This is a genomic window from Pararhodobacter sp. SW119, assembly GCF_017811755.1.
Classification (GTDB): domain Bacteria; phylum Pseudomonadota; class Alphaproteobacteria; order Rhodobacterales; family Rhodobacteraceae; genus Pararhodobacter.
On sequence record NZ_JADDJF010000009.1, the window covers coordinates 96830 to 122992 of the forward strand.

Genomic DNA, 26163 nt, shown 5'->3' on the forward strand with positions numbered 1-26163 from the left:
GGCCTTCTGCGGTCATCGCTGCGATCAAATGCAGGGCGCCGCACCCGGGTGGGCGCGGCGCAATCCTTCCGGCGATCTGCGCGCGGGGTCAGGCGTCGCGGTGAACGCGCTCCCGCCGCTCGTGCTTTTCCTGAGCTTCCAGCGTCATGGTCGCGATCGGCCGCGCATCCAGCCGGCGCAGCGAGATCGGCTCGCCGGTCCGCTCGCAGTAGCCGAACTCGCCGTTCTCGATCCGCCGCAGCGCCGCATCGATCTTCGACACCAGCTTGCGTTGCCGGTCGCGGGTTCGCAGTTCCAGCGCGCGGTCGGTTTCCTCGGACGCGCGGTCGGCGATGTCGGGAAGGTTGCGGGTGCCGTTGGCAAGACCGGCGAGGGTCTCTTTCGAGCCGTTCAGGATATCCTCCTTCCAGGCCAGAAGCTTTCGGCGAAAGTATTCGAGCTGGCGTTCGTTCATGAACGGCTCGTCCTCCGCAGGTCGGTAGTCATCTGGAAGGAAAGTCTCGGGTTTCATCAGCACATCCCCATTACTCTGGCGGGTGACGGCATGTGAATCAACGGGTTGCTTCTCAGCTGTCATCCGGGCCCCCTTGGCGCGGCTCTTAGCGCAGCATATCGGGATTGTCACGCAGATAATCGCGTCTTGAAGCGGTTTCACATCTAGGTGTTGTGTTTGGCCTGTAGATGCACGCAAAAGGCGACACACGGACCCTGAGATGCGCGCGGAAGTGTTTTCGCCGCCGGATCACCCCTCCGGCGCCGGCCCGAGTCACCGCAGCATCGCAGTGACTCGGGTCACAGTTCGATCTTCTGGAACGCCTCTCGCAGCGCGTTCGACCAGGCCTCGGACATCGCGCGGAACTGGGCGTCGCGCGCCTCGATCCGGCGGTATTCGCTGACCCGGCAGGTGTCGCGCTCGATGACGCACAGATCGAGCGGCATCCCGACCGAGAGGTTCGAGCGCAGGGTCGAATCCATCGACAGAAGCACGGCCTTCTTCGCGTCCAAGAGCGAGGTTTCGCGGTACACCACCCGGTCGAGAATCGGCTTTCCGTACTTGTGCTCGCCGATCTGCAGGAAGGGCGTGTCCTCGGTCGCCTCGATGAAGTTGCCCTCGCGGTAGATCAGGAACAGGCGCATGTCGCCGCCGCGTCGCTGCCCGGCGAGCAGCACGCTGGCGGAGGCGCCCTGATCGTCGCCGCTTGCCGCGAACTTCTCGTCGATGCCTTGGCGGACCTCGGCCAGCATGGAGCCGACGATCTCGGCCACGTCGAGCATCGTCTCCGCCTTCATGATCGAGGTGTGCTCGGACGCGTCCGGGTCGTCGATGGCCTCCTGCAGGCGGGCGATCGTGGTTTGCGTGACCGACAGGTTGCCGGCCGACAGGATCGCGATCACGCGCTCTCCCGGCTCCTCGAACAGATACATCTTTCGATAGACGGCGATGTTGTCGAGGCCCGCATTGGTTCGGGTATCGGACAAAAGCACCAGGCCCGCATCCAGCCGAAGCCCCACACAATACGTCATTTCCGGTCTCTGTCCCCGCGCGAGTCGGCTGTCTGTCTATTGCTGCACCGCCTCGACCGCAACGGTGACTTCAAGGCTTTCCACGCCCGAGCCGCGCGCGATACCCCGGATCGGGGCGGCCGCGCGGGCATCGGAGCCGGCGCCCAGGCGAATGTAGCGGTCGTCGGGGCAGCATCGGTTGGCCGGGTCAAAACCGATCCAGCCCAGCCCGTCGACCCAGACCTCGGCCCAGGCATGCGCGGCCTCGTGATCGTTGCCCTGCGCATCGGCAAAGAGATAGCCCGAAACGTAGCGGGCCGGCATGTCGCGCACGCGGGCGCAGGCGATCAGGGCATGCGCGTGGTCCTGGCAGACGCCCTCGCCCAGTGCCAGCGCCTCGGCGGCCGTGGTGTGCGCATGGGTCGCGCCGGGGCGGTAGGCGATGGCATCGGCCACCGCATCGGCCAGCGCATGCGCCAGTGTCAGCGCATCGCCTGTCGCCGACTGCGCCAGTTCGGTCAGCGCGGCATCGGCGCGGGTCGGCGAGGTGGCGCGCAGCCAGGCCACCGAGGGGATCGTCTCACGATGGCCGCGCAGGACGCCCGACTGATCCGTGGTCGACACCTCGCCCCGCACCTGCACCGCGATCTCGGAGACCGGGCCGGTCACCGTCCAGGCCTGCACCCAGTCGCCCGCGCCATCGCGAAAGCCGCCGCCCTTGATGCCCCCGGAGACGCTGACATCCCAGCGCACGACGCGCTGCCCGGTACAGCGCGACGGGGTCAGCCGGTGGCTTTGCACGACGCCGCGCACCGGCTGGTCGTAATGATAGCGCGTGAGGTGGTCGACCTGGATCTTCATCGCACATCCCCGCTGAGGTAGCTGTCATGGACCTTCTGGCCGACCGCGCCGACCTCGTCGATGAAGCGCGACAGGAACTCGTGCAGCCCGACGTCGAAAATCTCGGCGACTTCGGTTTCGGCCAGCCGGGCCAGCATCTGCCGCGCCGCCGATTGCGCCGGCGTGCGCCGGCCGTATCCCCGGCCCAGCCGCTCCAGATGGGTGTTCAAGCCATCGACGCAGGTGATCAGCGCGCGCGGGCATTGCGGGTTGAGGATCAGGAAATGCGCGATCCGCGCCGCCGTCACCTCGCCGCCGTAAGCCCAGTGAAACGCGCGGTGCGCCGACATCGCGCGCAGGAGCGTCATCCACTGGTAGTTGTCCAGCCCGGAACCCACGAACTCCACCTGCGGCAGCAGGACGTAGTATTTCACGTCGAGCAGGCGGGCGGTGTTGTCGGCGCGTTCCAGATGGTAGCCGACATGAAGAAAGTCGTAGTTGTCGTTGCGCAACTGCGTCGAGTCGATCGTCCCGCGGATCAGCGCCGTGGTGCGCATCGTCCAGTCGGTGAGCTGGCTCAGCGAGAGCTCGCTGCGCGGCGTGCGTTCCAGTTCGCGCAGCTCTTGGTAGGCGGTGTTCAGCGCGTCCCAGACCTGCGCGGTCAGCGCGGTCCGCACGATCCGGCCGTTTTCGCGCGCCCGCGTCAGGCAGGCCGCGACCGAGGACTCGTTCTCCTGATCGAAGAAGAAGTGGCTTTCGATGTTGCGCTGGATCGGCTCGCCGTACTTCTGCGCGAACTGGATCGAGGTGCCGGCCGCGCGCAGCAGGGCGTCCCATTCGTTGCGGTAGCCGTGCCCGACGTTGGGCACCAGCGCGATGCGCGCGCCGACCTCCAGAAAGCGCGCGGCGGTCTCGGCGCGCTCCATGTAGCGCGCGAGCCAGTAGAGGTTCGAAGCGGTGCGGCTCAGCATGGCGCGGCCTCGGGCAGCCGGGGCAGGCCGGCAGGCGTGGAATTGCACAATTTTGTGCGCTTTCGCAAGTCACTGAACCCGAACGGAAAAAGTGACCCCGTTAACCACAACGAAACCTTTTGCCGAGCCGACGCAAGCGCCGCCGCCCGGTCCCCGGCATATGCTCCGCCTGCCCCGCTCATTCCGCCATCACCCATGTATCCTTCACGCCGCCGCCCTGGCTGGAGTTCACCACCAGCGACCCCTCGGTCAACGCCACGCGGGTCAGCCCGCCGGGCACCAGTTCGATCCGTTCGCCGACCAGGCAATAGGGGCGCAGGTCGACATGCCGGGGCGCCACGCCTTCCTCGACGAAGGTCGGCACCGTCGACAGCGCCAGCGTCGGCTGGGCGATGTAGTTGTGGGGCTGCTCGGTCAGCTTGGCGCGAAATGCCTCGATCTGTTCCTTCGACGCCTTCGGACCGACCAGCATCCCGTATCCGCCCGAGCCATGTACCTCCTTCACCACCAGTTCCGGCAGGTTTGCCAGAACGTGCTTCAACTCGTCGGGCTTCGCGCATTGCCAGGTCGGCACGTTTTCCAGGATCGGCTCCTCGCCCAGGTAGAAGCGCACCATTTCGGGCACGTAGCAATAGATCGCCTTGTCGTCGGCCACGCCCGCGCCGGGGGCCGAGGCGATCGCCACGCCGCCGGCGCGGTAGACATCCATCAGCCCCGGAACGCCCAGCATGGAATCCGGGCGAAAGCACAGCGGGTCGAGGAACGGGTCGTCGATCCGGCGGTAGATCACGTCGACCCGTTCGGGCCCCCGCGTGGTGCGCATCCAGACATGCTCGCCCTCGACGAACAGATCCTGCCCCTCGACCAGTTCGACGCCCATCAGGTCGGCCAGGAACGAATGCTCGTAATAGGCCGAGTTGAAATGCCCCGGCGTCAGGATCACCACGGTGGGGTCGCCCGGGCACTTTTCCGGCGCGACCGAGGCCAGCGTGCGGCGCAGCAGCGAGGGGTAGCTGTCCACTGGCTCGATCCGGTTGGCGCCGAAGAGATCCGGGAACATCCGCATCATGATCTCGCGGTTTTCCAGCATGTAGCTGACGCCCGAGGGCGTTCGGCAGTTGTCCTCGAGCACGTAGAATTCATCCGGGCCGGTGCGCACCAGGTCGATGCCGACGATATGGCTGTAGACGCCCTTGGGCGGGCGGATGCCGGCGACGGCCTTCTCGTAGGCCTCGTTCAGGTAGACCAGCCGCTTGGGAATGCGCCCGGCGCGCACGATCTCGCCCCGGTCGTAGACATCGGCGAGAAAGGCATTGAGCGCGCGGGCACGCTGCTTGATGCCGCGTTCCAGGCGGCGCCATTCGGCATGGGCGAAGACGCGGGGGAACATGTCGAAGGGGATCAGGCGGTCGGGGTCGCCGCCTTCGCCATAGACCGCGAACGTGATGCCGATACGCCGGAACAGCGCCTCGGCCTCGGCCTGCTTGAGGCTGCGCAGTTCGGCCGGCATGGTGTCCATCCAGTCGCGCAGCTTCGCATAGGGCGGCCGGACGCCGCCGGCGTCGTACATTTCGTTGAAGAAATCGATCATGGCATCCCCGTCATCCTGAGCCCAAGGGTAGTGCAAGCGGCCACCTTCGGAAAGGGCACTGCACAGCGATCAGGCATGCGCCTGTGAAAATGGCGTCTGTGGCGGCGGTTTCGCCCATAATCCGGGCAATGTCGGAGTTGTCGTCGGTTCATCCGCCTCATGCCGCGCCGTCCTGGCGGAAAAGATGCGGGCGCTCCAGCGGCCCGGGCAGGATGCGCCCCAGCTTCATCCGCGTGAAGGCCGACCCGGAATAGCGCGTGACATTGCGGTAGAAGCGCGCCTGCAGTTCCGCGACCATCCGGCCATAGGCCTCGGCCAGATCATCCTCGACGCGGAAGCCGTCATAGGTGACGATCACGTCGACCGGCGCACCCAGCGGCGCGCACAGCGCCTCGACCCGCGCGCGAACCTGCGCGATATCCTCGGCGCTACGAATTCGCATCTTCTCGAAATTGATGTAGAGGCGCTTTTCCTCGGCGTTCAGCGTGATCCGGTCGTCCAGGTCCAGATGCAGCAGGTCGCGCCGGATCTCCATCGGCTCCGGCCGGAAGATGCGGAAATCCATCTCGGTCACGGCCTCGACGATCGGGCGGAAATCCATTTGCGCGATCACGTCGCGTTCGACCTCCAGCCCTGGCGCCACCTCGCGCAAAGCAACGCCGTCTGGTGTCAGCTCAAAGACCGCGCGTTCGGTCACATAGAGAACCGGCCGCCCCTGCCGCCCGGCCCGCGCGCCGGAAAAGGTGATCTGCTCGACCGCCGGGATGAACTTGCGCGACCGCCCCTCGGCATGGATGCGCAGCACGCCGTCGGCGACCTCCACGTCCAGCCCGCCGGCGGTCAGGGTGCCGGCAAAGACCAGGCTGCGCGCGTTCTGGCTGATGTTGATGAACCCCCCTGCCCCCGCCAGCTTCGGGCCGAAGCGCGAGACGTTGACGTTGCCCGCGGCATCGACTTCGGCCAGGCCCAGGCAGGCCATGTCCAGCCCGCCGCCATCGTAGAAATCGAACTGCTGGTTCTGGTGGATCAGCGCCTCGACATTCACCGCCGCGCCGAAATCGAGGCCGCTGGCCGGCTGGCCGCCGACCACGCCCGGCTCGGTCGTCAGGGTCAGGTGATCCAGCAACCCCTCCTCGCCCGCCACCGCCGCCACGCCCTCGGGCATGCCGATGCCCAGGTTGACGATGCCGTTGACCGGCAACTCGAACGCGGCGCGCCGGGCGATGATCTTTCGCGCGTCGAGGGCCATGGGCGGTAAAGCCCCCTGCGGCGCGCGGATGACCTGCGCGAAGGCCGGCGAATACTGCGTGGCGTAGGTCTGCATGTGATGCCCGGGCGGGGCCAGCACGACGGCATCGACCAGCGGCGCCGGGATCACCACGGCGCGCGGGTTCAGGCTGTGCGCCGCGGCGATTCGTTCGACCTGCACGATCACCATCCCGCCCGAATTGCGCGCCGCCATCGCCTGCGCCAGGTTGTCCAGGACCAGCGCCTCGTGCTCCATCGTGATGTTGCCGGCCTCATCGGCGGTGGTGCCCCGCAGCAGGGCCACGTCGATGGGAAAGAGGCGATAGGCCAGCCAGGTCCAGCCGCCGATTTCCAGCAGCTCGACCATCTCCTCGGCGGGGTCGGGATGCACGCGCCCGCCGCTCTGGCGCGGATCGACGAAGGTCTCCAGCCCGACATGGCTGATCGTCGCGGGGCGGCCGGCGGCGATGTCGCGGAACATGTGGCTGATCACGCCCTGCGGCAGGTTCCAGCCCTCGATCCGCCCCTCCAGCGCCAGTTTCGCCACCTTCGGGATCAGCCCCCAATGCCCGCCGATGACGCGCTTCAACAGCCCTTCATGCCCCAGCCGGTTGAGCCCGCGGTCCTTCCCGTCGCCCTGCCCGGCGGCGAAGATCAGGCTCAGCCCGCCCGGCGCGCCGGTCTCGATGAAGCGCGCCTCCAGCGCCGCCAACAGATGCTCGGGCACGCCGTTGCCGACGAAGCCGGATGTGGTGATCGTGTCGCCGGGCCGGATCAGCGCCACCGCCTCCTCGGCCGAGACCAGCTTGCGTTTCATGGCTCCCCCTGTGCTTGGGGTGGAGTATCCGCGGGCAGTTCCGGCAAGGCAAGCGCGCCATGACGGGGGTTGACAGTTTTTGCGAATGATTATCATTTGCGCGGATTGACCCAACCGGAGTTTCCCGATGTCCCCTCGCCTGGCCGCCCCGCTGATCGCCCTGTCCCTCGGCCTCGCCAGCCCCGCCGCGGCATCCGCCGACGCGCCGCTGCGCGTGCTCGCGACCGTCGGCGTGCTCGCCGATGTCGCCGCCGCCGTCGGCGGCCCCTGCACCGAGGTCGAGTCGCTGATCGCCGCCGATGTCGACCCGCACGAATACAGCGCCCGCCCCTCGGACATCGGGCGGCTCGAAAGTGCCGAGCTGATCCTCTATGTCGATTTCGCGCTGGAGGAGCAGCTGGCCAGCGCGCTCGAGCGTTTCGCGGAACGGGTGCCGACCCTCGGCGTCCTTGCCGCCGCCTTCGATCGCGCGGACCTTCTGTCCGACCCCGACTCGCCCAACGCCATCGACCCGCATGTCTGGATGGACGCCCGCAAATGGTCGCGCCTCGCCCCGGTGATCGCCGAGGCGGTGGCCGATGCGCGCCCCGCCTGCGCCGCCGACGCCCGCGCCAATGCCGACACCTTCGTTGCGCAACTCGACGCGCTGCACGGCTGGGTCGCGGACGCCATCGCCACGATCCCGGAGGGCCGGCGCCTGCTGGTCACCGCGCATGACGCCTTCGAGTATTTTTCGGCCGCCTACGGGATCGAGGCCAGCGAGGCGATCGAGGGCCTCAGCACCACGACCGAGGCCAGCATCGCCGATATCCGCGCCGTCGCGGATTTCGTGACCGAGCGGCAGGTGCCCGCGGTCTTCGTGGAAACCACCGTCAATCCCCGCACGATCGAGGCGATGGTGCAGGAGGTCCGCGCCCGCGGCCACGACGTCGCCATCGGCGGCACGCTCTATTCCGACGGGATGGGCGCGGCGGGCACGGCCGAGGGCACCTATATCGGCATGCTCCGCGCCAATACCGTGACCATCGTCAACGCGCTCGGCGGCACGCTTCCGTCCTGGCCCGAGGCCCTTGTCGACTGGGCCGAAGCGTGGTCAGTGTCGGACTGAACCCGCGGGGAGACCATGCAGGACCAGCCGCTGCACGAGCCGCAATTCGCGCTCCATGTCGAGGATCTGACCGTCACCTACGGCGCGCAGCCGGCGCTGTGGGACATCGACCTCGACATCCCGCCGGGGGTCATGGCGGCGGTGGTGGGGCCGAACGGGTCGGGCAAGTCGACGCTGCTGAAATCGGTGCTGGGGCTGATTCGGCCGGTCGCCGGCCATGTGCGGATCTTCGGCCGGCCCATCGCGCAGGGCCGCGGGCGGGTGGGCTATGTCCCGCAACGCTCGGCCGTCGACTGGGACTTTCCGACGACGGTGCTGGATGTCGTCACCATGGGCCTTTACGCGCGGATCGGCTGGCTGCGCCGGCCGGGCCGCGCGCATCGCGATCAGGCGATGGCGGCGCTGGCGGAACTGGGCATGCAGGACTTCGCCGACCGCCAGATCAGCCAGCTCTCGGGCGGCCAGCAGCAGCGCGTCTTCATCGCCCGCGCGCTGGTTCAGCAGGCCGACCTCTACCTGCTGGACGAACCGCTGGCCGCGGTTGACGCCACGACCGAGCGGATCATCATGGACCTGCTCAAGCGGCTGCGCGACCAGGGCCGCACCATCGTCGTGGTCCACCACGACCTGACCACGGTGCGGCGCTATTTCGACTGGATGGTGATGCTGAACGTCCGTATCATCGGCCAAGGGCCGGTGGCGCAGGTCTTCACCGCCGAGAACCTGCGCGCCGCCTATGGCGGGCAACTGGCGCTGATCGAGGGCGGCGCGGTCGACCCCGCCGATCCCCACCCATGACCGCTGTGCTGGAGGCGCTGGGTCTGCTGTTCCAGCCCGGAATCGTGCAGACCGTGGTCCTTGGCGCCGCCCTCCTCGGCGGGCTGGCCGGCGCGCTGGGGGCGTTTGCCGTGCTGCGCCAGCAAAGCCTGCTGGGCGACGCGCTGAGCCACGCCACCCTGCCCGGAGTCTGCCTGGGCTTCCTGGTCGCCGGCAGCCGCGATCTGGGCGCGATCCTGCTGGGCGCGTTCCTGGCGGGCGGGCTGGCGGCGCTGTCGATCATGCTGATCACGCGGGCCACGCGGCTGAAGACCGACGCGGCGCTGGGGATCGTGCTCAGCGTCTTCTTCGCGGCGGGGGTGGTGCTGCTGACCGTGGCGCAGGGGCAGCCGGGCGCGGCGCAGGCGGGGCTCTCGACCTTCCTTTTCGGGCAGGCGGCGGCGATCCTGCGCACCGACCTCTGGATCATGTCGGGCGTGGCGGCGCTGGCCGCGGGCACGCTGGCGGCGCTGTGGAAAGAGGTGAAGCTGGTCACCTTCGACCCCGACTATGCCCGCGCCCTGGGCCTGCCGGTCTTGCTGATCGAGGGCGTGGTGACGCTGCTCATCGCGCTCGCCATCGTGGTCGGGCTGCAACTGGCCGGCGTGATCCTGATGGTCGCACTGCTGATCGCGCCGGCCGCGGCCGCCCGGCAATGGGTGCGCAGCCTGGGCGCGATGGTCTGGCTCTCGGCCGGGCTGGGCGCCGCGGCGGGAATCACCGGCGCGCTGATCTCGGCCACCGGGCGCGGGCTGTCGACCGGGCCGGTGGTGGTGCTGGTGGCAAGCGCACTGGTGCTGGCCTCGATGTTGCTCGCGCCAGAACGCGGGCTGATCTGGCGCTGGGGCCGCGCGGCGCGGGCGCGGCGCGGCATCGCCGGACGGCGCGTGCTGGCGGCGTTTCACGGCCTGGCCGAGGCCCATGACGACCCCGCCTATCCGACCGAGGAGGGGATGCTGACCACCCTCATCGGCCGGCCCGGCCCCGGCGTGATGGAGCGGCTGGAACGCGACGGCATGATCCGCCGCGTCGACCACCCGCCCGAAACCACCCGCCACTGGGAACTGACCGAACGCGGCCACGACCGCGCCAAGCGCGACCAGGGGGGGCGGCCATGATCGCCGCCTTCCTCGACAGCACCGCGGCGATGATCGTGCTGACCGGGGTGCTGGTCGGAGTCTCGGGCGCGCTCTTGGGCACGTTCCTGGTGCTGGGCGGGCGGGCGATGCTGACCGACGCGATCAGCCACGCCATCGTCTTCGGCATCATCGTGGTCTGGCTGCTGACCCGGCAGATGGCGGGGCCGGTGCAGGTGATCGGCGCGGCCGCCGCCGGCATGCTGACCGTGCTTCTGTCCGAGGCGCTGGCGCGCACGCGGCTGGTGCGCACCGACGCGGCGATCGGGCTGGTGTTTCCGGCGCTCTTCTCGGCCGGGGTGATCCTGATCGCGCTGAATGCCCGCAACGTCCATATCGACACCGAAAGCGTGCTCTTGGGCGAGATCGGCTTCGTCTGGCTGGAGACCGTGACGGTCGCGGGCCTGCGCGTGCCGGTGGCGGTGCTGACGCTGGCGGCGGTGCTGGCGGTGAACCTCGCCTTCGTGCTGGGCTTCTGGAAGGAACTGAAGCTGGCCACGTTCGACCCGGTTCTGGCCGCAGCCCTCGGTTTTGCGCCGGGGCTGATGTTCCACGCGCTTCTGGCGCTGACCAGCGTGACTGCGGTCGCGGCCTTCGACGCGGTGGGCGCGGTCCTCTTCATCGCCTTCGTGATCGTGCCCCCGGCGACGGGCTTTTTGCTGACGCGCCGGGTCGGGCGGATGGCGGGGCTGGCGGTGGGGCTGGCCGCGGCCTCGGCCGGGGCGGGCTACGCGCTGGCGGTGCGCTGGGACGTGTCGATCGCCGGGATGATGGCGCTGATGACCGGCGTCTTCTTCACGCTGGCGCTGCTGCTGGCGCCCGATCAGGGCCTGATCGCCCGCGCCCTGCACCTGCGCGCCGAACGCGCCGCCAACGACGCCCGCACGCTGGTCGCGCATCTCTTCACCCACCAGCACACCGCGGCGATGGACGCCGAGAACACCGCCCGCGCCCTGATCGAGCATCTGCGCTGGCCCGAAGCCCGCGCCCGCGCCGCGATCCTCAGCGGCCTCGACCGCGACCTGGTGCGGCGCGAGGGTCCTCTCTTGTGGCTCACCGAAAAAGGCCAGGCCATGGCACGCGGCATCTTCGACCCCGCCGGCCGCGGCACCGGCTGACCCGCCCCCCTTCTCCCCGCCCCGTCCGCGGCGGACCGGACCCCGGAGGCGCTCCCGCCCCTCGTCAGGCTGTGCGCTCCGCGCACGAACCTTCCTCGCGTTGGGCCGGGCGCCGCGCGCTTCGCGCGCGGCGAAAAGAGGCCCCGCCGCCAGGGGCGGGCAATCCCCACCCCCTCCGGCATTATCTGTCCGAAAATATCCCGGGGGGTGAATTGGCGCAGCCAAGAGGGGGGCAGCGCCCCCCTTTTTGCTTCTCACGCAAAGCCTCTCAAGCCGGCGCAGACCTTGCCAAATCCCTGCCCCACCGTTCGGATCTGCCATACGTTTGCCATACGCTTGCCAGCCGCTTGCCATACACTTTCCAGCACCCTGCCGACGCTTCGGATAGCCCCCTGCGATGACGGCGCGCCCCTCCCCGCTATTCCGGCCCGCGGCCCCAAGGGAACCGGATTTGGCGTCTACACGTTGTGTTGAAGGGCTGTCAGCCGCGCATTCATGGGATATAAGGCGACAGAACGGGGCCCGAAGGGCTCGCCGGAACAGACGGAGCAGGTCAAAATGAACAGAACGCGTTTTCGGATGTGCGGGCGCGGCCCCATCGTCGGCGCCCTCCTCGCCACCGGTTTCACCCTCTCGGCCTGCCAGGACACTTCGCAACTCGACTGGGATCTGCGCGGATCCGACACGTTCAGCACCGCCGATGCCGCGCGCACCGTCACGGTCACCCGCCCCGAGCCCGACGCCCGCGGCGTGATTGCCTATCCGGGATACCGGGTCGCGGTCGCGCGGCCCGGCGATACGGTCCGCGGCATCGCGCAGCGCGTCGGGGTCGATCCGCAGGCGCTTGCGCAACAGAACGCGCTGAATTTGGAAACCGCGCTGCGCGGCGGTGAAACGCTCGTGTTGCCCGGCGCTGGCAGTACCGGCGAGACGGGCATCGCGATGACATCGCTCGATTCCCCCGCCACCGGCGGCGCGCCCATCCGCCACCAGGTGCAGCGCGGCGAGACCGCCTTCACCATCGCCCGCCTCTACAATGTTTCCAGCCGCGCGCTGGCCGACTGGAACGGGCTTGGCGCCGATATGGAGGTGCGGGAAGGCCAGACACTGGTCATTCCGGTCGCCGGCGCGAACGACGAACCCTCCGATCGCATGGCCGCCCTGCCCCAGCAGACCGACGCGCAGCCGACCGCGGCGGCCCCGGGTCGCGGCTCGCCCACACCGCCGCCGCCCTCGGCTTCGCAGCCTCTGCCATCCTCCGACCCGGCACCGGCCGGCCAGACCGCAGCGACCCCGGCGCAACCGCCAGTGGCCGACATGCAGGCCGACCGCACCGAAGGCGCCCGCCTGGCGATGCCGGTGGACGGACGCATCATCCGCGCCTATGCCCGGGGTCGGAATGACGGTATCGGCATCGGCGCTGCGGCCGGCACGCCGGTGCGCGCGGCGGCCAATGGGACCGTCGCCGCCATCACCCGCGACACCGACCAAGTCCCGATCATGGTTGTCCGCCATGACGGCAACCTGCTGACCGTATACGCCAATATCGACGACATCCGGGTCGAGCGCGGCGCCACCGTTCGCCGCGGCCAGACCATCGCCACCGTCAGGACCGGCGATCCGTCCTTCCTGCATTTCGAGGTGCGCGAAGGTTTCGAAAGCGTCGACCCGATGCCCTTCCTCCAGTAGACGCGCCGCGATCCGGCCTTGACGGGGCGCCCGCGCGGCGCCAAACCCGCGCCATGCTGCCCGCCGAGAAACTGGATCAGATCCTGCGCCGTCACGGCTACCTGGAGGCGCGCCTTGCGGAAGGCGCGTCCCCGGAAGAACTGGCTGAAATCGCGCGCGAATACGAGGCACTGAAGCCGGTCGCAGAAGCCATCCGTGCGTGGCGCGAAGCGCAGGTCCAGCGCGCCGAGGCCGAGGCGATGCTCGGCGACCCCGAGATGCGCGCCCTCGCCGCGGACGAGATCACTCGGCTGGAGGCCTCGATCCCCGAACTCGAGGCACAGATCCGCCGGTCGCTTGTGCCGCGGGACGCGGCGGACGACCGGCCCGCCATCATCGAGATCCGCCCGGGCACCGGCGGTGAAGAGGCCGCGCTTTTTGCAAGCGACCTGATGCGCATGTATCAACGCTACGCCGAGGCCCAGGGCTGGCGGACCGAAGTGATCAGCCTGAGCGAGACGGAGCTGGGCGGCGTGCGCGAGGCGGTCGTGCGCGTGAACGGCATCGGGGCCTTTGCACGGCTCAAGTTCGAATCCGGCGTGCATCGCGTGCAGCGGGTGCCGGTCACCGAATCGGGCGGTCGCATCCATACATCGGCCGCGACCGTGGCCGTCCTGCCCGAGGCGGGCGAGGTCGACGTGCAGATCCCCGACAGCGAGTTGCGGATCGACACGATGCGCGCCTCGGGCGCCGGCGGGCAGCATGTGAACACCACGGATTCCGCGGTGCGCATAACCCATCTGCCAACCGGCATCGTGGTGACGAGTTCGGAAAAATCGCAGCATCAGAACCGGCGGCTGGCGATGCAGGTGCTGCGCGCCAAGCTTTTCGATGCCGAACGCCGGCGCCAGGCCGATGCCCGCGCCGCCGACCGCCGCGCACAGGTCGGCAGCGGCGACCGGTCCGAGCGCATCCGGACATACAACTTCCCGCAAGGGCGGCTGACCGACCACCGCATCAACCTGACTCTCTATGCGCTGCCGCAGGTCATGGCCGGCGATCTGGAACCGGTGATCGCCGCCCTGAGCGCGCATCACGAGGCCGCGAAACTGGCCGAGATGGAGACATGACACCGCGCGCGTTTCTGCCGTCGGCGATCGCCCTATTGCGGTCGGCCGGCGTGGACGATCCTGCACGCGACGCGCGGCGGCTCTTGGCGCATGCGCTGGGTCTGCCCGCCGACCGACTGACCCTGCATCTGGACGATGCCCTTTCAGCGCCCGCGCAGGCCCGTTTCGACGCCGCGCTGGCGGCGCGTGCCGCACGCCAACCGGTCAGCCAGATCATTGGGCAGCGCCTTTTCTGGGGGCGCGCGTTTGCTGTCACGCCGGATGTACTCGACCCGCGGCCCGAGACGGAGGTCCTGATCGCCTCGGCGCTGGCGTCCCCCTTCTCGCGCGTTCTCGACCTGGGAACCGGCACGGGGGCGATCCTGCTGACCCTGCTGGCGGAGCGGCCGCAAGCCGTCGGCATGGGCGTCGACATCTCGGATGCTGCGCTGAAGATTGCGTCGGAGAATGCGAGGGCGCTGGGCGTCGCGGATCGCTGTGAACTGGTCCCCTCCGACTGGTTTGCCTCCGTCGAGGGCGAATTCGATCTGATCGTTGCCAACCCACCCTATCTGTCGACGGAGGAGTTGGAGACTCTGGCCCCCGAAACCCGCACGTGGGAGCCCGAACTGGCGCTGCTCGGTGGCGCTGACGGCCTCGATGCCTATCGTCGTATCGTCGAGGGCGCTGCCACGCACCTGGCGCCGGGTGGCCGGTTAATCATGGAAATCGGACCGACCCAAGGCGCGCCGGTGATGGCGCTGCTGGAGACCGCCGGCTTTGCCGGGCTCATCTGCCTTCCCGATTTCGACGGCCGCGACCGCGTCGTTGGCGCGTTGGCCCCGTCTGCCGCGAATCGTGACCGCTAACGCCCGGCAGCGGGCATCAAAATCGTTCCAATTTTGCCGATCACGAAGGTTTTTTGCGGTTTCGGGGTTGTACCGCGGGCCGCGGCGTGTTTACTCCTGACATGTGCCTGGGGCGATCGATGTACTGCCCGACTCCCCTGTGACGCACCACTACCCGAGAAAGACCCGATGCTGGCGCACCCAACGGTGCCCTGCGGGTCGCAAGGCTCAGCAAGGCCGGAACAAAACCGTATGAGACCATCCAAGCAACGCTCGCGTTCGAAATCGAACCGGCCCAAGTCGCTGGGCAATATTGTCAATCGCGTCTTCGACAGCTCCGGGCCCGAGGGCAAGGTGCGCGGCACACCGCAACAGATAATCGATAAATATCTGGTGCTTGCGCGCGATGCGCAACTCTCGAACGATCGTGTCGCGGCCGAGAATTTTCTGCAACACGCCGAACACTACACGCGCATGCTCAGCGAAGCGCAGCGTGAGATGGCGCGCGATCAGGAAGCCCGTCGCGAGCAGGGCCAGAGCCAGCAGAACCAGCCGCAGCACGGGCAGAATCGCCGGACCGACAACCGCGACTCGGCGGATCGCCAGGGGCGCGATGATCAGGACTCCGGCCAGGATTCCCGCGAAGGCACCGGCGACGACAGGCATGGACAAAACCATCCTCGCGGTGATCAACGTGCCGAGGACCGCGGCGACCATGGCCGGGGACGCGGCGGCCGGGAACACGCCCCCCTCTCGTCTGTCGATGAGGGTGATGAAACCGACTCGATGCTGGTGGAAACGCCTGAGTCCCGCGCGGGGCATGAACCCGGCAACGCGACCGAGCCCAAGGATCAGCCGGATCAGCCCAGATCGAGGTCGCGCGGCTCGCGTCAAGCGGCGCATGGCGCGGATACCGCGGGGCAGGCCGGCGACGCCCAGGGCGTGCAGTCAGACGGAAGCGACGCGGCAAAACCCACTCGACAGCCGCGGGCGCGCCGCACATCGCGCAAACCGAAGTCCGACGATCCAGGGCCCGGTTCGGATGGCGAAAGCGCTGCCGCGGCCGAATGATCGGTGACCGAAGCCGGCAGCGGTGCCGCCGGCTGCGTCCGCTCAGTCCGGTTCGAATTCCATCGCCAAGCCGTTGATGCAGTGCCGCTTGCCCGTGGGCGGTGGCCCGTCGTCAAAGATATGCCCCAGATGCCCCCCGCAGCGCGCGCAGTGGACTTCTGTCCGGCGTATGAAGAACAGCCGGGTATCGTCCTGCGTGCCGACCGCGCCGTCGATCGCCTCCCAGAAACTGGGCCAGCCGGTGCGGCTGTCGTATTTCGTCTCGGACCGGTAAAGCGCGTTGCCACATCCCGCGCAGGTGTAGGTCCCGTCGCGGCTTTCGTTCAGCAGGGGCGAGCGTTCGCCCATATGTTCGTTGGTGTAGGCACGTTCTGTTGCGTGTTCGCGCAGGATGTCAAAGCGGGCCGGGGAAAGCCGCGCACGCCATTCCGCCTCGGACAGCGCGACCTCGAAAGGGCCAGGGGCCACGGCGAAGGCGGAAACGGGCAGTTGACTCAGCCCCAGTGCGCCCAGACCGGCGATGGCAGATCGACGTGAAATCATCTGATGATCCTCTTTGCGATACCCGCAGCGTTGACCTATATCAGGGTATGACCTCCGCAACCTTCCGCCGCGTCACAACTCCGTCACCCGCATGAGCCTGCCCGCCGGCTTCCTCGACGACTTGCGCAACCGTGTCTCGATCGCGCAGGTGATCGGGCGCAAGGTCATGTGGGACCAGCGCAAGTCGAACCAGGGCAAGGGTGATTTCTGGGCACCCTGCCCGTTTCATCAGGAAAAGACCGCGTCGTTCCATGTCGATGATCGCAAGGGCTTCTATTACTGCTTCGGGTGCCATGCGAAGGGCGATGCGCTGACCTTTCTGCGCGATTCGGAAAACCTGTCATTCATGGAAGCGGTTGAACTGCTGGCACGCGAAGCCGGCATGACCATGCCGGCGCGCGATCCCGAGGCGAAGGCGCGCGCGGAGCGACGGTCCGACCTCTCCGATGTCTGCGAAGCCGCTGCGCGATTCTTCAGTCGGCAGTTGAACGGCGCCGGTGCCGCAGCCGCGCGTGACTATCTGGATCGTCGCCGGATGTCCGACGCCACCCGCGAACGTTTTTCCATCGGTTTTGCCCCGGACGCGCGGCAGGCGCTGTTCACGCATCTGACCGACGCCGGGATTGCTCCGGCGGCAATCGAGGCCGCCGGGCTTTGCCTGGCCCCCGACGGTGGCGGCGCGCCCTATGACCGCTTTCGCGGCCGGATCATGTTTCCGATCCGCGACGCGCGCGGGCGGTGCATCGCCTTCGGTGCGCGCGCGGTGGCCGAGGGCGTACAGCCGAAATACCTCAATTCGCCGCAGACGGATCTCTTCGACAAGAGCCGGACCCTCTACAACCTCGGGCCCGCGCGCGCTGCGATGGGCAAGGGCACCCCGCTGATCGTCGCTGAAGGCTACATGGACGTGATCGCGCTGGTCGCCGCCGGGTTCGAAGGGGCGGTCGCCCCCCTCGGCACCGCCATCACCGAAGAGCAGCTTGCGATGATCTGGCGCCTTTCGGACGAGCCTGTCGTGGCGCTCGACGGCGATACGGCGGGGCTGCGCGCCGGTCAGCGCCTGGCAGAACTGGCACTTCCGGCGCTGACCGCCGGCAAGGGGCTGCGCTTTGCACTGCTTCCGGCCGGCGAGGACCCGGACGACGTGCTGCAGCGCGGCGGCGCACAGGCCATGCAGAAGCTGATCGACAACGCGCTGCCGATGGCGCGCCTGCTTTGGGAGCGTGAGGTCTCAGGCCAGGTGTTCGACAGTCCCGAACGTCGCTCCGCGCTGGATCAACGCCTGCGCGCGATCCTTGGGCGCATCCAGGACCGCAACCTGCGCGATCACTACGCCGAAGAGTTCCGCCAGCTGCGCCGTTCCCTGTTCGCGTCCGAAGCCGGCCCGTTTCGGGGCGGGCCGCGGAACAAAGCGCGCCCACGAACCGCCGCGCTTCCCGCGACCCGCGGATCGCTGCTGGCGGCCGGCCCCGACAGCGTCGAAGAGGAACTTCGCGAAGCGATGATCCTCGCGCTTCTCTTCGCCCATCCCGAGCTTCTGGCGCGCTTCGAAAACGATCTCTGGCGACTTGACCCGCAGTCTCAGGCGCATCGGTCGCTGGCCAGTGTCCTGCTGGACGCCGCGCGCCACGCATCACCGCCTTCACGCGAAACGTTGCAGGCGCAGGCCGGCGCGACGCTGGAGGAATTGCTGGCGCGCCCGCATCTGTCACACGCCCCGCAACTGACCTCCGATACCGACCCGGACCGTGTCGCGCTTTGCCTGGCCGAAGATTTCGCGGTGCTCGCCGCCCGCCGCGCCGCCCGTCAGGAGATCGTCGAGGCGATGCGCGACCTCGATGCGTTGCCCGACGAAGGGCTGACCTGGCGCCTGTCGCAAGCTGCCGCCGCGGTTGAAAAGGCCGGGCGCGGTGCCAGCACCCCGACTGAAATGAGCGAAGACCGCGAGGGGTTGTCGAATCACCTCCAAAGCCTGATCGACGCGCAAATCTGGGTACGGAAACGAAGATCCGGGCCGTCCTGAACGCCGCACAGCGCCGTTTTTTCTTCCCGACCCCTGTGATTCGGGGTTCCGAGTCGCTACATCATAACCCCAGTCGAATCACTTCGCCGCCGGAGCCCACATGGCCGCACGAGAAACCGACGACGCCAAACCCAGCGAACCCGATTCCGAATTCACGCTCGACATGAGCCAGGCTTCGGTCCGGCGCATGATTTCGCAGGCCCGCGAACGCGGCTTCATCACCTACGATCAGCTCAACCAGGTCATGCCCGCCGACCAGGTCTCGTCCGAGCAGATCGAGGATGTAATGTCGATGCTCTCCGAGATGGGCATCAACGTGATCGAGGAAGAGGAAGCCGAGGAAGGCGACGGCACGACCAGCCAACCCGCGACGACCGGTGCGACCGAACTGGTCGTCGCCACCACGCAAAGCGAAACGCTGGACCGCACCGACGATCCGGTGCGCATGTACCTGCGCGAGATGGGCTCGGTCGAACTGCTGAGCCGCGAGGGCGAGATCGCCATCGCCAAGCGGATCGAGGCCGGGCGCAACACGATGATCGCCGGGCTTTGCGAAAGCCCGCTGACCTTCAAGGCGATCATCGTCTGGCGCGACGAACTGCTGTCCGAAGACGTGCTCCTGCGCGAGGTCATCGACCTCGACGCCACCTTCGGAACATCGCTCGACGATGATGAGGGCGGCTCGATCGTCGACGAGATTGGCCATACCGGGGGCGAGGGCGAGGACAAGCCGCGCAAGTCCGAACCCGAACTCGACGCCGACGGAAACCCGATCGCCTCGGCCGATGACGACGATGACGAGTTCGACCAGTCGAGCATGTCGCTCGCCGCGATGGAGGCGTCGCTCAAGCCACGCGTGCTCGAAACGCTCGACCAGATCGCCTCGGACTACGAGCAACTGGCGCATATGCAGTCCAAGCGTATGCACGCCACCCTGCAGGAGGAGGCGCGATTTTCCGCCTCGGACGAGTCCGCCTATCAGAAGCTGCGCGCCGAGATCGTTGAGTTGGTCAATTCGTTGCACCTGCACAACAACCGGATCGAAGCACTGATCGACCAGCTTTACGGGATCAACAAGCGGATCATGGCCGTCGACAGCGCGACGGTGAAGCTGGCCGACCAGGCCCGCATCAACCGGCGGGAGTTCATCGACGAGTATCGCGGCTACGAGCTGGACCCGACCTGGTGCGAGCGCATGGCGCAGGCCTCGGGTCGTGGCTGGGACGTGCTGATGACCCGCTACCGGGACCAGATCGACACGCTGCGCAACGACATGGCGCAGGTCGGCCAGTATGTCGGCGTCGACATCTCCGAATTCCGCCGCATCGTGAATCAGGTGCAGAAGGGCGAGAAGGAAGCCCGGCAGGCGAAGAAGGAAATGGTCGAGGCCAACCTTCGGCTCGTGATCTCGATCGCCAAGAAATACACCAACCGCGGCCTGCAGTTCCTGGACCTGATCCAGGAAGGCAACATCGGCCTGATGAAGGCGGTGGACAAGTTCGAATACCGCCGCGGCTACAAGTTCTCGACCTATGCCACCTGGTGGATTCGGCAGGCGATCACCCGCTCGATCGCCGATCAGGCGCGCACCATCCGCATTCCGGTGCACATGATCGAGACGATGAACAAGCTGGTGCGCACCTCGCGCCAGATCCTCCACGAGATCGGCCGCGAACCCTCGCCCGAGGAACTGGCCGAGAAGCTGCAGATGCCGCTCGACAAGGTGCGCAAGGTCCTCAAGATCGCCAAGGAGCCGATCAGCCTCGAAACCCCCATCGGGGACGAGGAGGACAGCCAACTCGGCGACTTCATCGAAGACAAGAACGCGATCCTGCCCCTCGATTCGGCGATTCAGGAAAACCTGCGCGAAACGACGACGCGCGTGCTGGCCTCGCTCACCCCGCGCGAAGAGCGGGTGTTGCGCATGCGCTTCGGTATCGGCATGAACACCGACCACACGCTCGAGGAAGTGGGCCAGCAGTTCAGCGTCACCCGCGAACGCATCCGCCAGATCGAGGCCAAGGCGCTCCGGAAACTGAAGCATCCCAGTCGGTCCCGGAAACTCCGCAGCTTTCTCGACCAGTAGAAGCCGGACCTCCAACAGCCTGTTTAGTGACGCCGTGCGGGACTCCCGCGCGGCGTTCTCGTGCACGGCGGGTGAGTCGCCTGACACACGCTATGCGTGTGTAACGGTCAAGAAAAAAAATTCGCCGCCTGACGCAAAATTTTCGTTGACCCCACCCCTCCACCTACGTCAGATTGTGTTGGCTGGCAAAAGGGCCACTAGATATAGTAAGGCTCTCCAGAGCAGAACAAAGCATCATTGAAGCACTGGCGTCACGCAGGTGGCGGCGGCTGTCAGGGCGCGAGCGTCCTGGGTGTTCCTGTCTCTGGCCGGCGGAACGCAGATCGAGTGGAAGAAGAAAGGGACAGGCAATGAAGATCGAGCGCAAGTTCACGACGGAAGGCCAGGATGCCTATGCGGCGCTGAACTTCACCACCACGGTGTCCGAGATCCGAAACCCGGACGGGACGGTCGTGTTCCGCAACGACCAGGTCGAAGTGCCCGAGGGTTGGAGCCAGGTCGCCTCGGACGTGATCGCGCAGAAGTATTTTCGCAAGGCCGGGGTTCCCGCCCGCCTGAAGCGCGTGGCCGAGAAGGACGTGCCGGAGTTCCTGTGGCGCTCGGTTCCCGATGAGCCGGCGCTGGCCGAACTGCGCAAGGAAGACCGCAACGTCGGCGAGACCTCGGCGCGGCAGGTCTTTGACCGGCTGGCTGGTGCCTGGGCCTATTGGGGCTGGAAGGGCGGCTACTTCAGCAGCGAATCCGACGCCCGCGCCTATTTCGACGAAATGCGCTTCATGCTGGCCGCGCAGATGGGCGCCCCCAACAGCCCGCAATGGTTCAACACCGGCCTGCATTGGGCCTACGGCATCGACGGTCCCAGCCAGGGGCATTTCTACGTCGACCCCTTCACCTACAAGCTGGTGAAGTCGAAATCCGCCTACGAGCATCCGCAGCCGCATGCCTGCTTCATCCAGTCGGTCAGCGACGATCTGGTCAACGACGGCGGCATCATGGACCTCTGGGTGCGCGAGGCGCGGCTTTTCAAGTACGGTTCCGGCACCGGCACCAACTTCTCCAGCCTGCGCGGCGAGGGCGAGCGGCTTTCGGGCGGCGGCAAGTCCTCGGGCCTGATGGGGTTTCTGAAGATCGGCGACCGGGCCGCCGGCGCGATCAAGTCGGGCGGCACCACCCGGCGCGCGGCCAAGATGGTGATCTGCGACATGGATCACCCGGATATCGAGCAGTTCATCAACTGGAAGGTGATCGAGGAGCAGAAGGTCGCGTCGCTGGTGGCGGGCTCGAAAGCGCATGAGCTGAAACTGAACGAGATCTTCGCCGCCATCCGGCAGTGGGACGGCTCCAGCGAGGATGCCGTGGACCCGGGCAAGAACCCCGCACTGAAGGCCGCAATCAAGTCGGCCAAGAAGGCGATGATCCCCGACACCTACACCAACCGCATCCTGCAGTATGCGCGGCAGGGCTATACCTCCATCGAGTTTCCCACTTACGACACCGACTGGGATTCGGAGGCCTATGTCACCGTCTCGGGCCAGAACTCCAACAACTCCGTCCGCGTCACCGACGCCTTCCTTAAGGCCGTGCGCGACGACAGCGACTGGGAACTTCTGCGCCGCACCGACGGCAAGGTCGCCAAGACCATCAAGGCCCGCGACCTCTGGGAGCAGGTGGGCCACGCCGCCTGGGCCTGCGCCGACCCCGGCATCCAGTTCCACGACACCGTCAACGCCTGGCATACCTGCCCGGCAGATGGGGCGATCCGCGGCTCCAACCCCTGCTCGGAATACATGTTCCTCGACGATACCGCCTGCAACCTCGCGTCGATGAACCTGCTGACCTTCTTCAAGAACGGCCGGTTCGACGCCGACGCCTACATCCACGCCACGCGCCTCTGGACCGTTACGCTGGAGATCAGCGTGATGATGGCGCAGTTCCCGTCGAAGGAGATCGCGCAGCGGTCCTATGAATTCCGCACTCTGGGCCTTGGCTATGCCAACATCGGCGGGCTCCTGATGAACATGGGCCTGGGCTACGACAGCGACGAAGGCCGTGCCCTTTGCGGCGCGCTGACGGCGATGATGACCGGCATCTCCTACGCCACCTCGGCCGAGATGGCGCGCGAACTCGGCGCCTTCCCGGGCTTCGACAAGAACCGCGACCACATGCTGCGGGTGATGCGCAACCATCGCCGCGCGGCGCATGGGCTGGGCGAGTATGAGGCGATCAACGTCAACCCGGTCGCCCTCGATGCCGCCAACTGCCCCGATGCCCGGCTGGTCGACCTGGCCCGCGCCGCCTGGGACGAGGCGGTGGCGCTGGGCGAGGCGCACGGCTACCGCAACGCGCAAGCCACCGTCATCGCGCCCACCGGCACGATCGGTCTGGTCATGGACTGCGACACGACCGGCATCGAGCCCGACTTCGCACTGGTCAAGTTCAAGAAACTCGCCGGCGGCGGCTATTTCAAGATCATCAACCAGTCGGTCCCCGCCGCCCTGCGCAAGCTCGGCTACACCGAGGTACAGATCGCCGAGATCGTCGCCCATGCCGTCGGCCACGGCAGCATCGGCCAGGCCCCGGGGATCAACCACACCGCGCTGATCGGCCATGGCTTTGGCGAGTCCGAGATCCGGAAGATCGAGGCCGCCCTGCCCTCGGCCTTCGACATCCGCTTCGTCTTCAACCAGTGGACACTGGGCGAGAAGTTCTGCCGTGAAGCCCTCGGCATACCGGCCGAAAAACTCAACGATCCGACCTTCGACCTGCTGCGTCACCTGGGCTTCACGAAGGCGCAGATCGAGGCGGCGAACGACCATGTCTGCGGCACCATGACGCTGGAGGGCGCCCCCCACCTGAAGCCCGAGCATTATTCGGTCTTCGACTGCGCCAATCCCTGCGGCAAGACCGGCAAGCGCTACCTCTCGGTCGAAAGCCACATCCGCATGATGGCCGCGGCGCAAAGCTTCATCTCGGGCGCCATCTCCAAGACGATCAACATGCCGAACTCGGCCACGATCGAGGAGACGCTCGCCGCCTACGAACTCAGCTGGTCGCTGGGCATCAAGGCCAACGCCCTCTACCGCGACGGCTCCAAGCTGTCGCAACCGCTGGCCGCCGCGCTGGTCGAGGATGACGACGAGGCCGAGGAGATCCTCGCCACCGGCAGCGCCCAGGAAAAGGCGCAAGTGCTGGCCGAGAAGATCGTCGAGAAGATCATCGTCAAGGAGGTCGTCCGCCGCCACCGCGAGAAACTTCCCGAACGGCGCAAGGGCTACACCCAGAAGGCCATCGTCGGCGGGCACAAGGTCTACCTGCGCACCGGCGAATACCACGACGGCAAGCTGGGCGAGATCTTCATCGACATGCACAAGGAAGGCGCGGGCTTCCGGGCGATGATGAACAACTTCGCAATCGCTGTCAGCGTCGGCCTGCAATACGGTGTTCCGCTTGAAGAATTCGTCGATGCCTTCACCTTCACCAAGTTCGAGCCGGCGGGCATGGTCCAGGGCAACGAGGCGATCAAGAACGCGACCTCGATCCTCGACTACATCTTCCGCGAACTGGCGGTCAGCTACCTCGACCGAACGGATCTCGCGCATGTGAAGCCGCAGGGCGCGGCTTTCGACGACCTCGGCGGCGGCGAATCCGAGGGCGTGCGGAACCTGAACGAACTGAGCGAGGATGCCACCAGCCGCGGGCTCGAGGTTCTGCGCCAGATCAGCTCCACCGGCTATCTGCGCAAGCGCCTGCCGCAGGAACTCGTCGTGCTCCAGGGCGGCAACACGACCCGCGCGCTCGATGTCTCGGCCCTGTCGACCGACGGCAACGTCGCCGTCGCGCTCCACACCGAGACCTCGACCGAGGCGCTGTCCGTCGCCACGCTCGATCCCCGCGCCAAGGCCCGGATGCAGGGCTACGAGGGCGACCCCTGCGGCGAATGCGGCAACTACACGCTGGTGCGCAACGGCACCTGCATGAAGTGCAACACCTGCGGCGGGACGAGTGGGTGTAGCTGAAGCGACGCGGGACCATTCGCGGCGGCAGGGGCACCCTGCCGCCGCGTGCCATTCTGCCCGCAGGTCCGGTCGGGGGCCGCCCCCGCGGCGCGGTTCAAGCAAACGCGACGTCGCATGAAGCCCCTGATCGCCGACCGGCAAACCGGGCAATCGCGGTCGTCGGTTTCTTGTTTCCGTCGCGTTATCGCGCGATGATCCGATATTGCGCTGCTTCGGAATTCCCGTAAGTAAACTGCTCAAGTCTGGGAAAACGGTGCTTTGCCCAAGCCGCGCATTCGGTTCCCCATCAAGGACGAGGAGCGCGTGACCCAGTTTCCCAATCAAACCGTTTTTGACAACGCAAGGCATTTCAGCCGATTGATGAACGCGCTCAGCGCCGCGCTGCTGACCCGCCGCAGCCTGCGCCATGAGATCTTCTTCTCCCTCGGCGCCATCGTCGTGGCGACGCTTCTGCGGCAGGCTCTGGACGGGGTATTGCCACCCGGCTTTCCCTTCCTGACCTTCTTTCCGGCGGTCATGCTGACCCTCGTCTTTTCCTCCATCCGGTCGGGGATCGTGGTGGCGGTGGTGTGCGGCTTCATCTCGTGGTTCTGGTTCATCGCACCTTCCGGGCAGTTCAGCCTGTCCGGCGGCGCGCTGCTGGCGATCGGCTTCTACGTCCTGATCACCACGACGGATATCCTGTTCATCACCGCCGCGGTCTGGGCGCTGGAGGAATTGACCAAGTCGCGCGAACGGGCGTCGAACCTGGCCCATGCCCGTGCGCTGATGTTCTCCGAACTGCAGCACCGGATTTCCAACAACCTGCAGACCGTCGCGGCGCTTCTGCGCCTGCAAAGCGCGCAGACCAAGGATGAGGAGGCGCGGCGCGCCATGAACGCCTCGCAGTCGCGCATCCGGTCGATCTCGCGCCTGCAGCGACGCCTGCATTCGCCGGACCTGCAGACCCTCGATGCCGCCGACTACCTGCGCGAGGTGCTTCAGGACACGCTGGAAGTCGCCAGCGAGGGCAAGGTGGCGATGAACTTCACCGCCGACCATCTGGAACTGCCGAACGAGGCGGCCATTCCCCTCGGCCTCATCGCCGGCGAACTGATGATGAACGCGATCGAACACGGGCTGGCAAACGCCGATTCCGCACGGGTCGACGTCTCGCTTCAGGTCGGCGCCACAGATGAGGCCGGCATGACACCCGCCGTGCTGGAACTGCGCGATTCCGGCCCCGGCCTGCCGCCGGATTTCGAACTCGACAGCGCCGACAGCCTCGGCCTGACGATCTCGCGCCAGTTCGCGATGGTCCTCAACGGCGATCTGGACCTCAGCAACGGCCCGAACGGGGGCGTCGTGGCGCGCCTGCGCTTTGCCGTCGCGCCCGCCGACAGCGTCCGGTTCCTCGATGACGCCGACACCCCCGCACCCGAACCCTGCGCGAAGTCCGCCTGACCCGACCGCTCCGCCGCAGGACCCGGCAACCCGCCGCCCTGCCGATCCGCCGGCCGGCGACAACCGCGCCACCAAACGACCTGCCCGCCGGGGGACCCACCGCCCGGCACCCCGTTGCGCGACCAGGGCTTCCAGCGTTCGTTACTGCCATACGCTTGCCATACGCTTGCCATACGCTTGCCATACGCCTGCCAGCCGGATTCCAGCA

General features: G+C 67.3%; 19 protein-coding genes. 12 read left to right on the plus strand and 7 right to left on the minus strand.

Translation table 11 applies throughout. The features are described 5' to 3' along the window. Positions 1 to 88: 88 nt before the first annotated feature. The 6 genes from dksA to IM708_RS08195 form a co-directional block, all read right to left on the minus strand. A complete protein-coding gene (gene dksA / locus IM708_RS08170; RefSeq protein ID WP_209425890.1) occupies positions 89 to 511 on the minus strand; it encodes an RNA polymerase-binding protein DksA in 423 nt (140 codons plus the stop codon). 281 nt (positions 512 to 792) lie between these two features. Then, positions 793 to 1524, minus strand: a complete 732-nt coding sequence (locus IM708_RS08175; protein WP_209425891.1) for a proteasome-type protease — start codon at positions 1522 to 1524, stop codon at positions 793 to 795. A 36-nt stretch (positions 1525 to 1560) separates the two neighbouring features. Continuing rightward, positions 1561 to 2364: a transglutaminase family protein gene (locus tag IM708_RS08180; protein WP_209425893.1), complete on the minus strand. Its 804-nt coding sequence runs from the start codon at positions 2362 to 2364 to the stop codon at positions 1561 to 1563. After that, positions 2361 to 3314 (minus strand): alpha-E domain-containing protein, encoded by a 954-nt coding sequence (locus tag IM708_RS08185; protein ID WP_209425895.1) that lies wholly within the window; start codon positions 3312 to 3314, stop codon positions 2361 to 2363. Before IM708_RS08185 ends, IM708_RS08180 begins: the two co-directional genes overlap by 4 nt. A gap of 178 nt (positions 3315 to 3492) precedes the next feature. Then, positions 3493 to 4905: a circularly permuted type 2 ATP-grasp protein gene (locus IM708_RS08190; protein ID WP_209425897.1), complete on the minus strand. Its 1413-nt coding sequence runs from the start codon at positions 4903 to 4905 to the stop codon at positions 3493 to 3495. A 157-nt stretch (positions 4906 to 5062) separates the two neighbouring features. Next, positions 5063 to 6970: a CoA-transferase gene (locus tag IM708_RS08195; RefSeq protein ID WP_209425899.1), complete on the minus strand. Its 1908-nt coding sequence runs from the start codon at positions 6968 to 6970 to the stop codon at positions 5063 to 5065. Positions 6971 to 7097: 127 nt separating this feature from the next. Here IM708_RS08195 and IM708_RS08200 point away from each other — a divergent pair, with 127 nt between their 5' ends. The 8 genes from IM708_RS08200 (at position 7098) to IM708_RS08235 (ending at position 15844) form a co-directional block, all read left to right on the plus strand. After that, a complete protein-coding gene (locus IM708_RS08200; protein WP_209425901.1) occupies positions 7098 to 8078 on the plus strand; it encodes a zinc ABC transporter substrate-binding protein in 981 nt (326 codons plus the stop codon). A gap of 15 nt (positions 8079 to 8093) precedes the next feature. Further along, positions 8094 to 8876 (plus strand): metal ABC transporter ATP-binding protein, encoded by a 783-nt coding sequence (locus IM708_RS08205; protein ID WP_209425903.1) that lies wholly within the window; start codon positions 8094 to 8096, stop codon positions 8874 to 8876. Continuing rightward, on the plus strand, positions 8873 to 10012 hold the full coding sequence (locus tag IM708_RS08210) for an iron chelate uptake ABC transporter family permease subunit (RefSeq protein WP_209425905.1): 1140 nt from the start codon (positions 8873 to 8875) through the stop codon (positions 10010 to 10012). The genes IM708_RS08205 and IM708_RS08210 overlap by 4 nt, the downstream gene beginning before the upstream one ends. Then, positions 10009 to 11148 (plus strand): metal ABC transporter permease, encoded by a 1140-nt coding sequence (locus IM708_RS08215; protein WP_209425907.1) that lies wholly within the window; start codon positions 10009 to 10011, stop codon positions 11146 to 11148. Before IM708_RS08210 ends, IM708_RS08215 begins: the two co-directional genes overlap by 4 nt. Before the next feature lie 558 nt (positions 11149 to 11706). Then, entirely contained in the window at positions 11707 to 12837 is a 1131-nt protein-coding gene (locus tag IM708_RS08220; RefSeq protein ID WP_245243069.1) for a LysM peptidoglycan-binding domain-containing protein, read from the plus strand. A 53-nt stretch (positions 12838 to 12890) separates the two neighbouring features. Beyond that, a complete protein-coding gene (prfA, locus tag IM708_RS08225) occupies positions 12891 to 13946 on the plus strand; it encodes a peptide chain release factor 1 (RefSeq protein WP_209425908.1) in 1056 nt (351 codons plus the stop codon). Further along, on the plus strand, positions 13943 to 14794 hold the full coding sequence (gene prmC, locus IM708_RS08230; protein ID WP_209425909.1) for a peptide chain release factor N(5)-glutamine methyltransferase: 852 nt from the start codon (positions 13943 to 13945) through the stop codon (positions 14792 to 14794). Before prfA ends, prmC begins: the two co-directional genes overlap by 4 nt. Positions 14795 to 15025: 231 nt before the next feature. After that, positions 15026 to 15844 (plus strand): DUF4167 domain-containing protein, encoded by an 819-nt coding sequence (locus IM708_RS08235; protein ID WP_209425910.1) that lies wholly within the window; start codon positions 15026 to 15028, stop codon positions 15842 to 15844. A 42-nt stretch (positions 15845 to 15886) separates the two neighbouring features. Here the strand turns inward: IM708_RS08235 and msrB are convergent, their stop codons facing one another. Further along, complete coding sequence (gene msrB, locus IM708_RS08240; RefSeq protein WP_348524953.1) at positions 15887 to 16384, minus strand: peptide-methionine (R)-S-oxide reductase MsrB; 498 nt, start codon at positions 16382 to 16384, stop codon at positions 15887 to 15889. A gap of 94 nt (positions 16385 to 16478) precedes the next feature. On the opposite strand from msrB, the gene dnaG reads away from it, so the two are divergent. The 4 genes from dnaG (at position 16479) to IM708_RS08260 (ending at position 25955) form a co-directional block, all read left to right on the plus strand. Beyond that, entirely contained in the window at positions 16479 to 18410 is a 1932-nt protein-coding gene (gene dnaG, locus IM708_RS08245) for a DNA primase (protein WP_209425912.1), read from the plus strand. Positions 18411 to 18510: 100 nt separating this feature from the next. Continuing rightward, the gene (rpoD, locus tag IM708_RS08250) at positions 18511 to 20496 is read left to right on the plus strand and encodes an RNA polymerase sigma factor RpoD (RefSeq protein WP_209425913.1); all 1986 of its coding nucleotides are present in this window, start codon (positions 18511 to 18513) and stop codon (positions 20494 to 20496) included. A gap of 350 nt (positions 20497 to 20846) precedes the next feature. Beyond that, complete coding sequence (locus IM708_RS08255) at positions 20847 to 24512, plus strand: vitamin B12-dependent ribonucleotide reductase (RefSeq protein WP_209425914.1); 3666 nt, start codon at positions 20847 to 20849, stop codon at positions 24510 to 24512. A gap of 360 nt (positions 24513 to 24872) precedes the next feature. Beyond that, positions 24873 to 25955 (plus strand): histidine kinase dimerization/phosphoacceptor domain -containing protein, encoded by a 1083-nt coding sequence (locus IM708_RS08260; protein WP_209425916.1) that lies wholly within the window; start codon positions 24873 to 24875, stop codon positions 25953 to 25955. Positions 25956 to 26163: the final 208 nt, after the last annotated feature.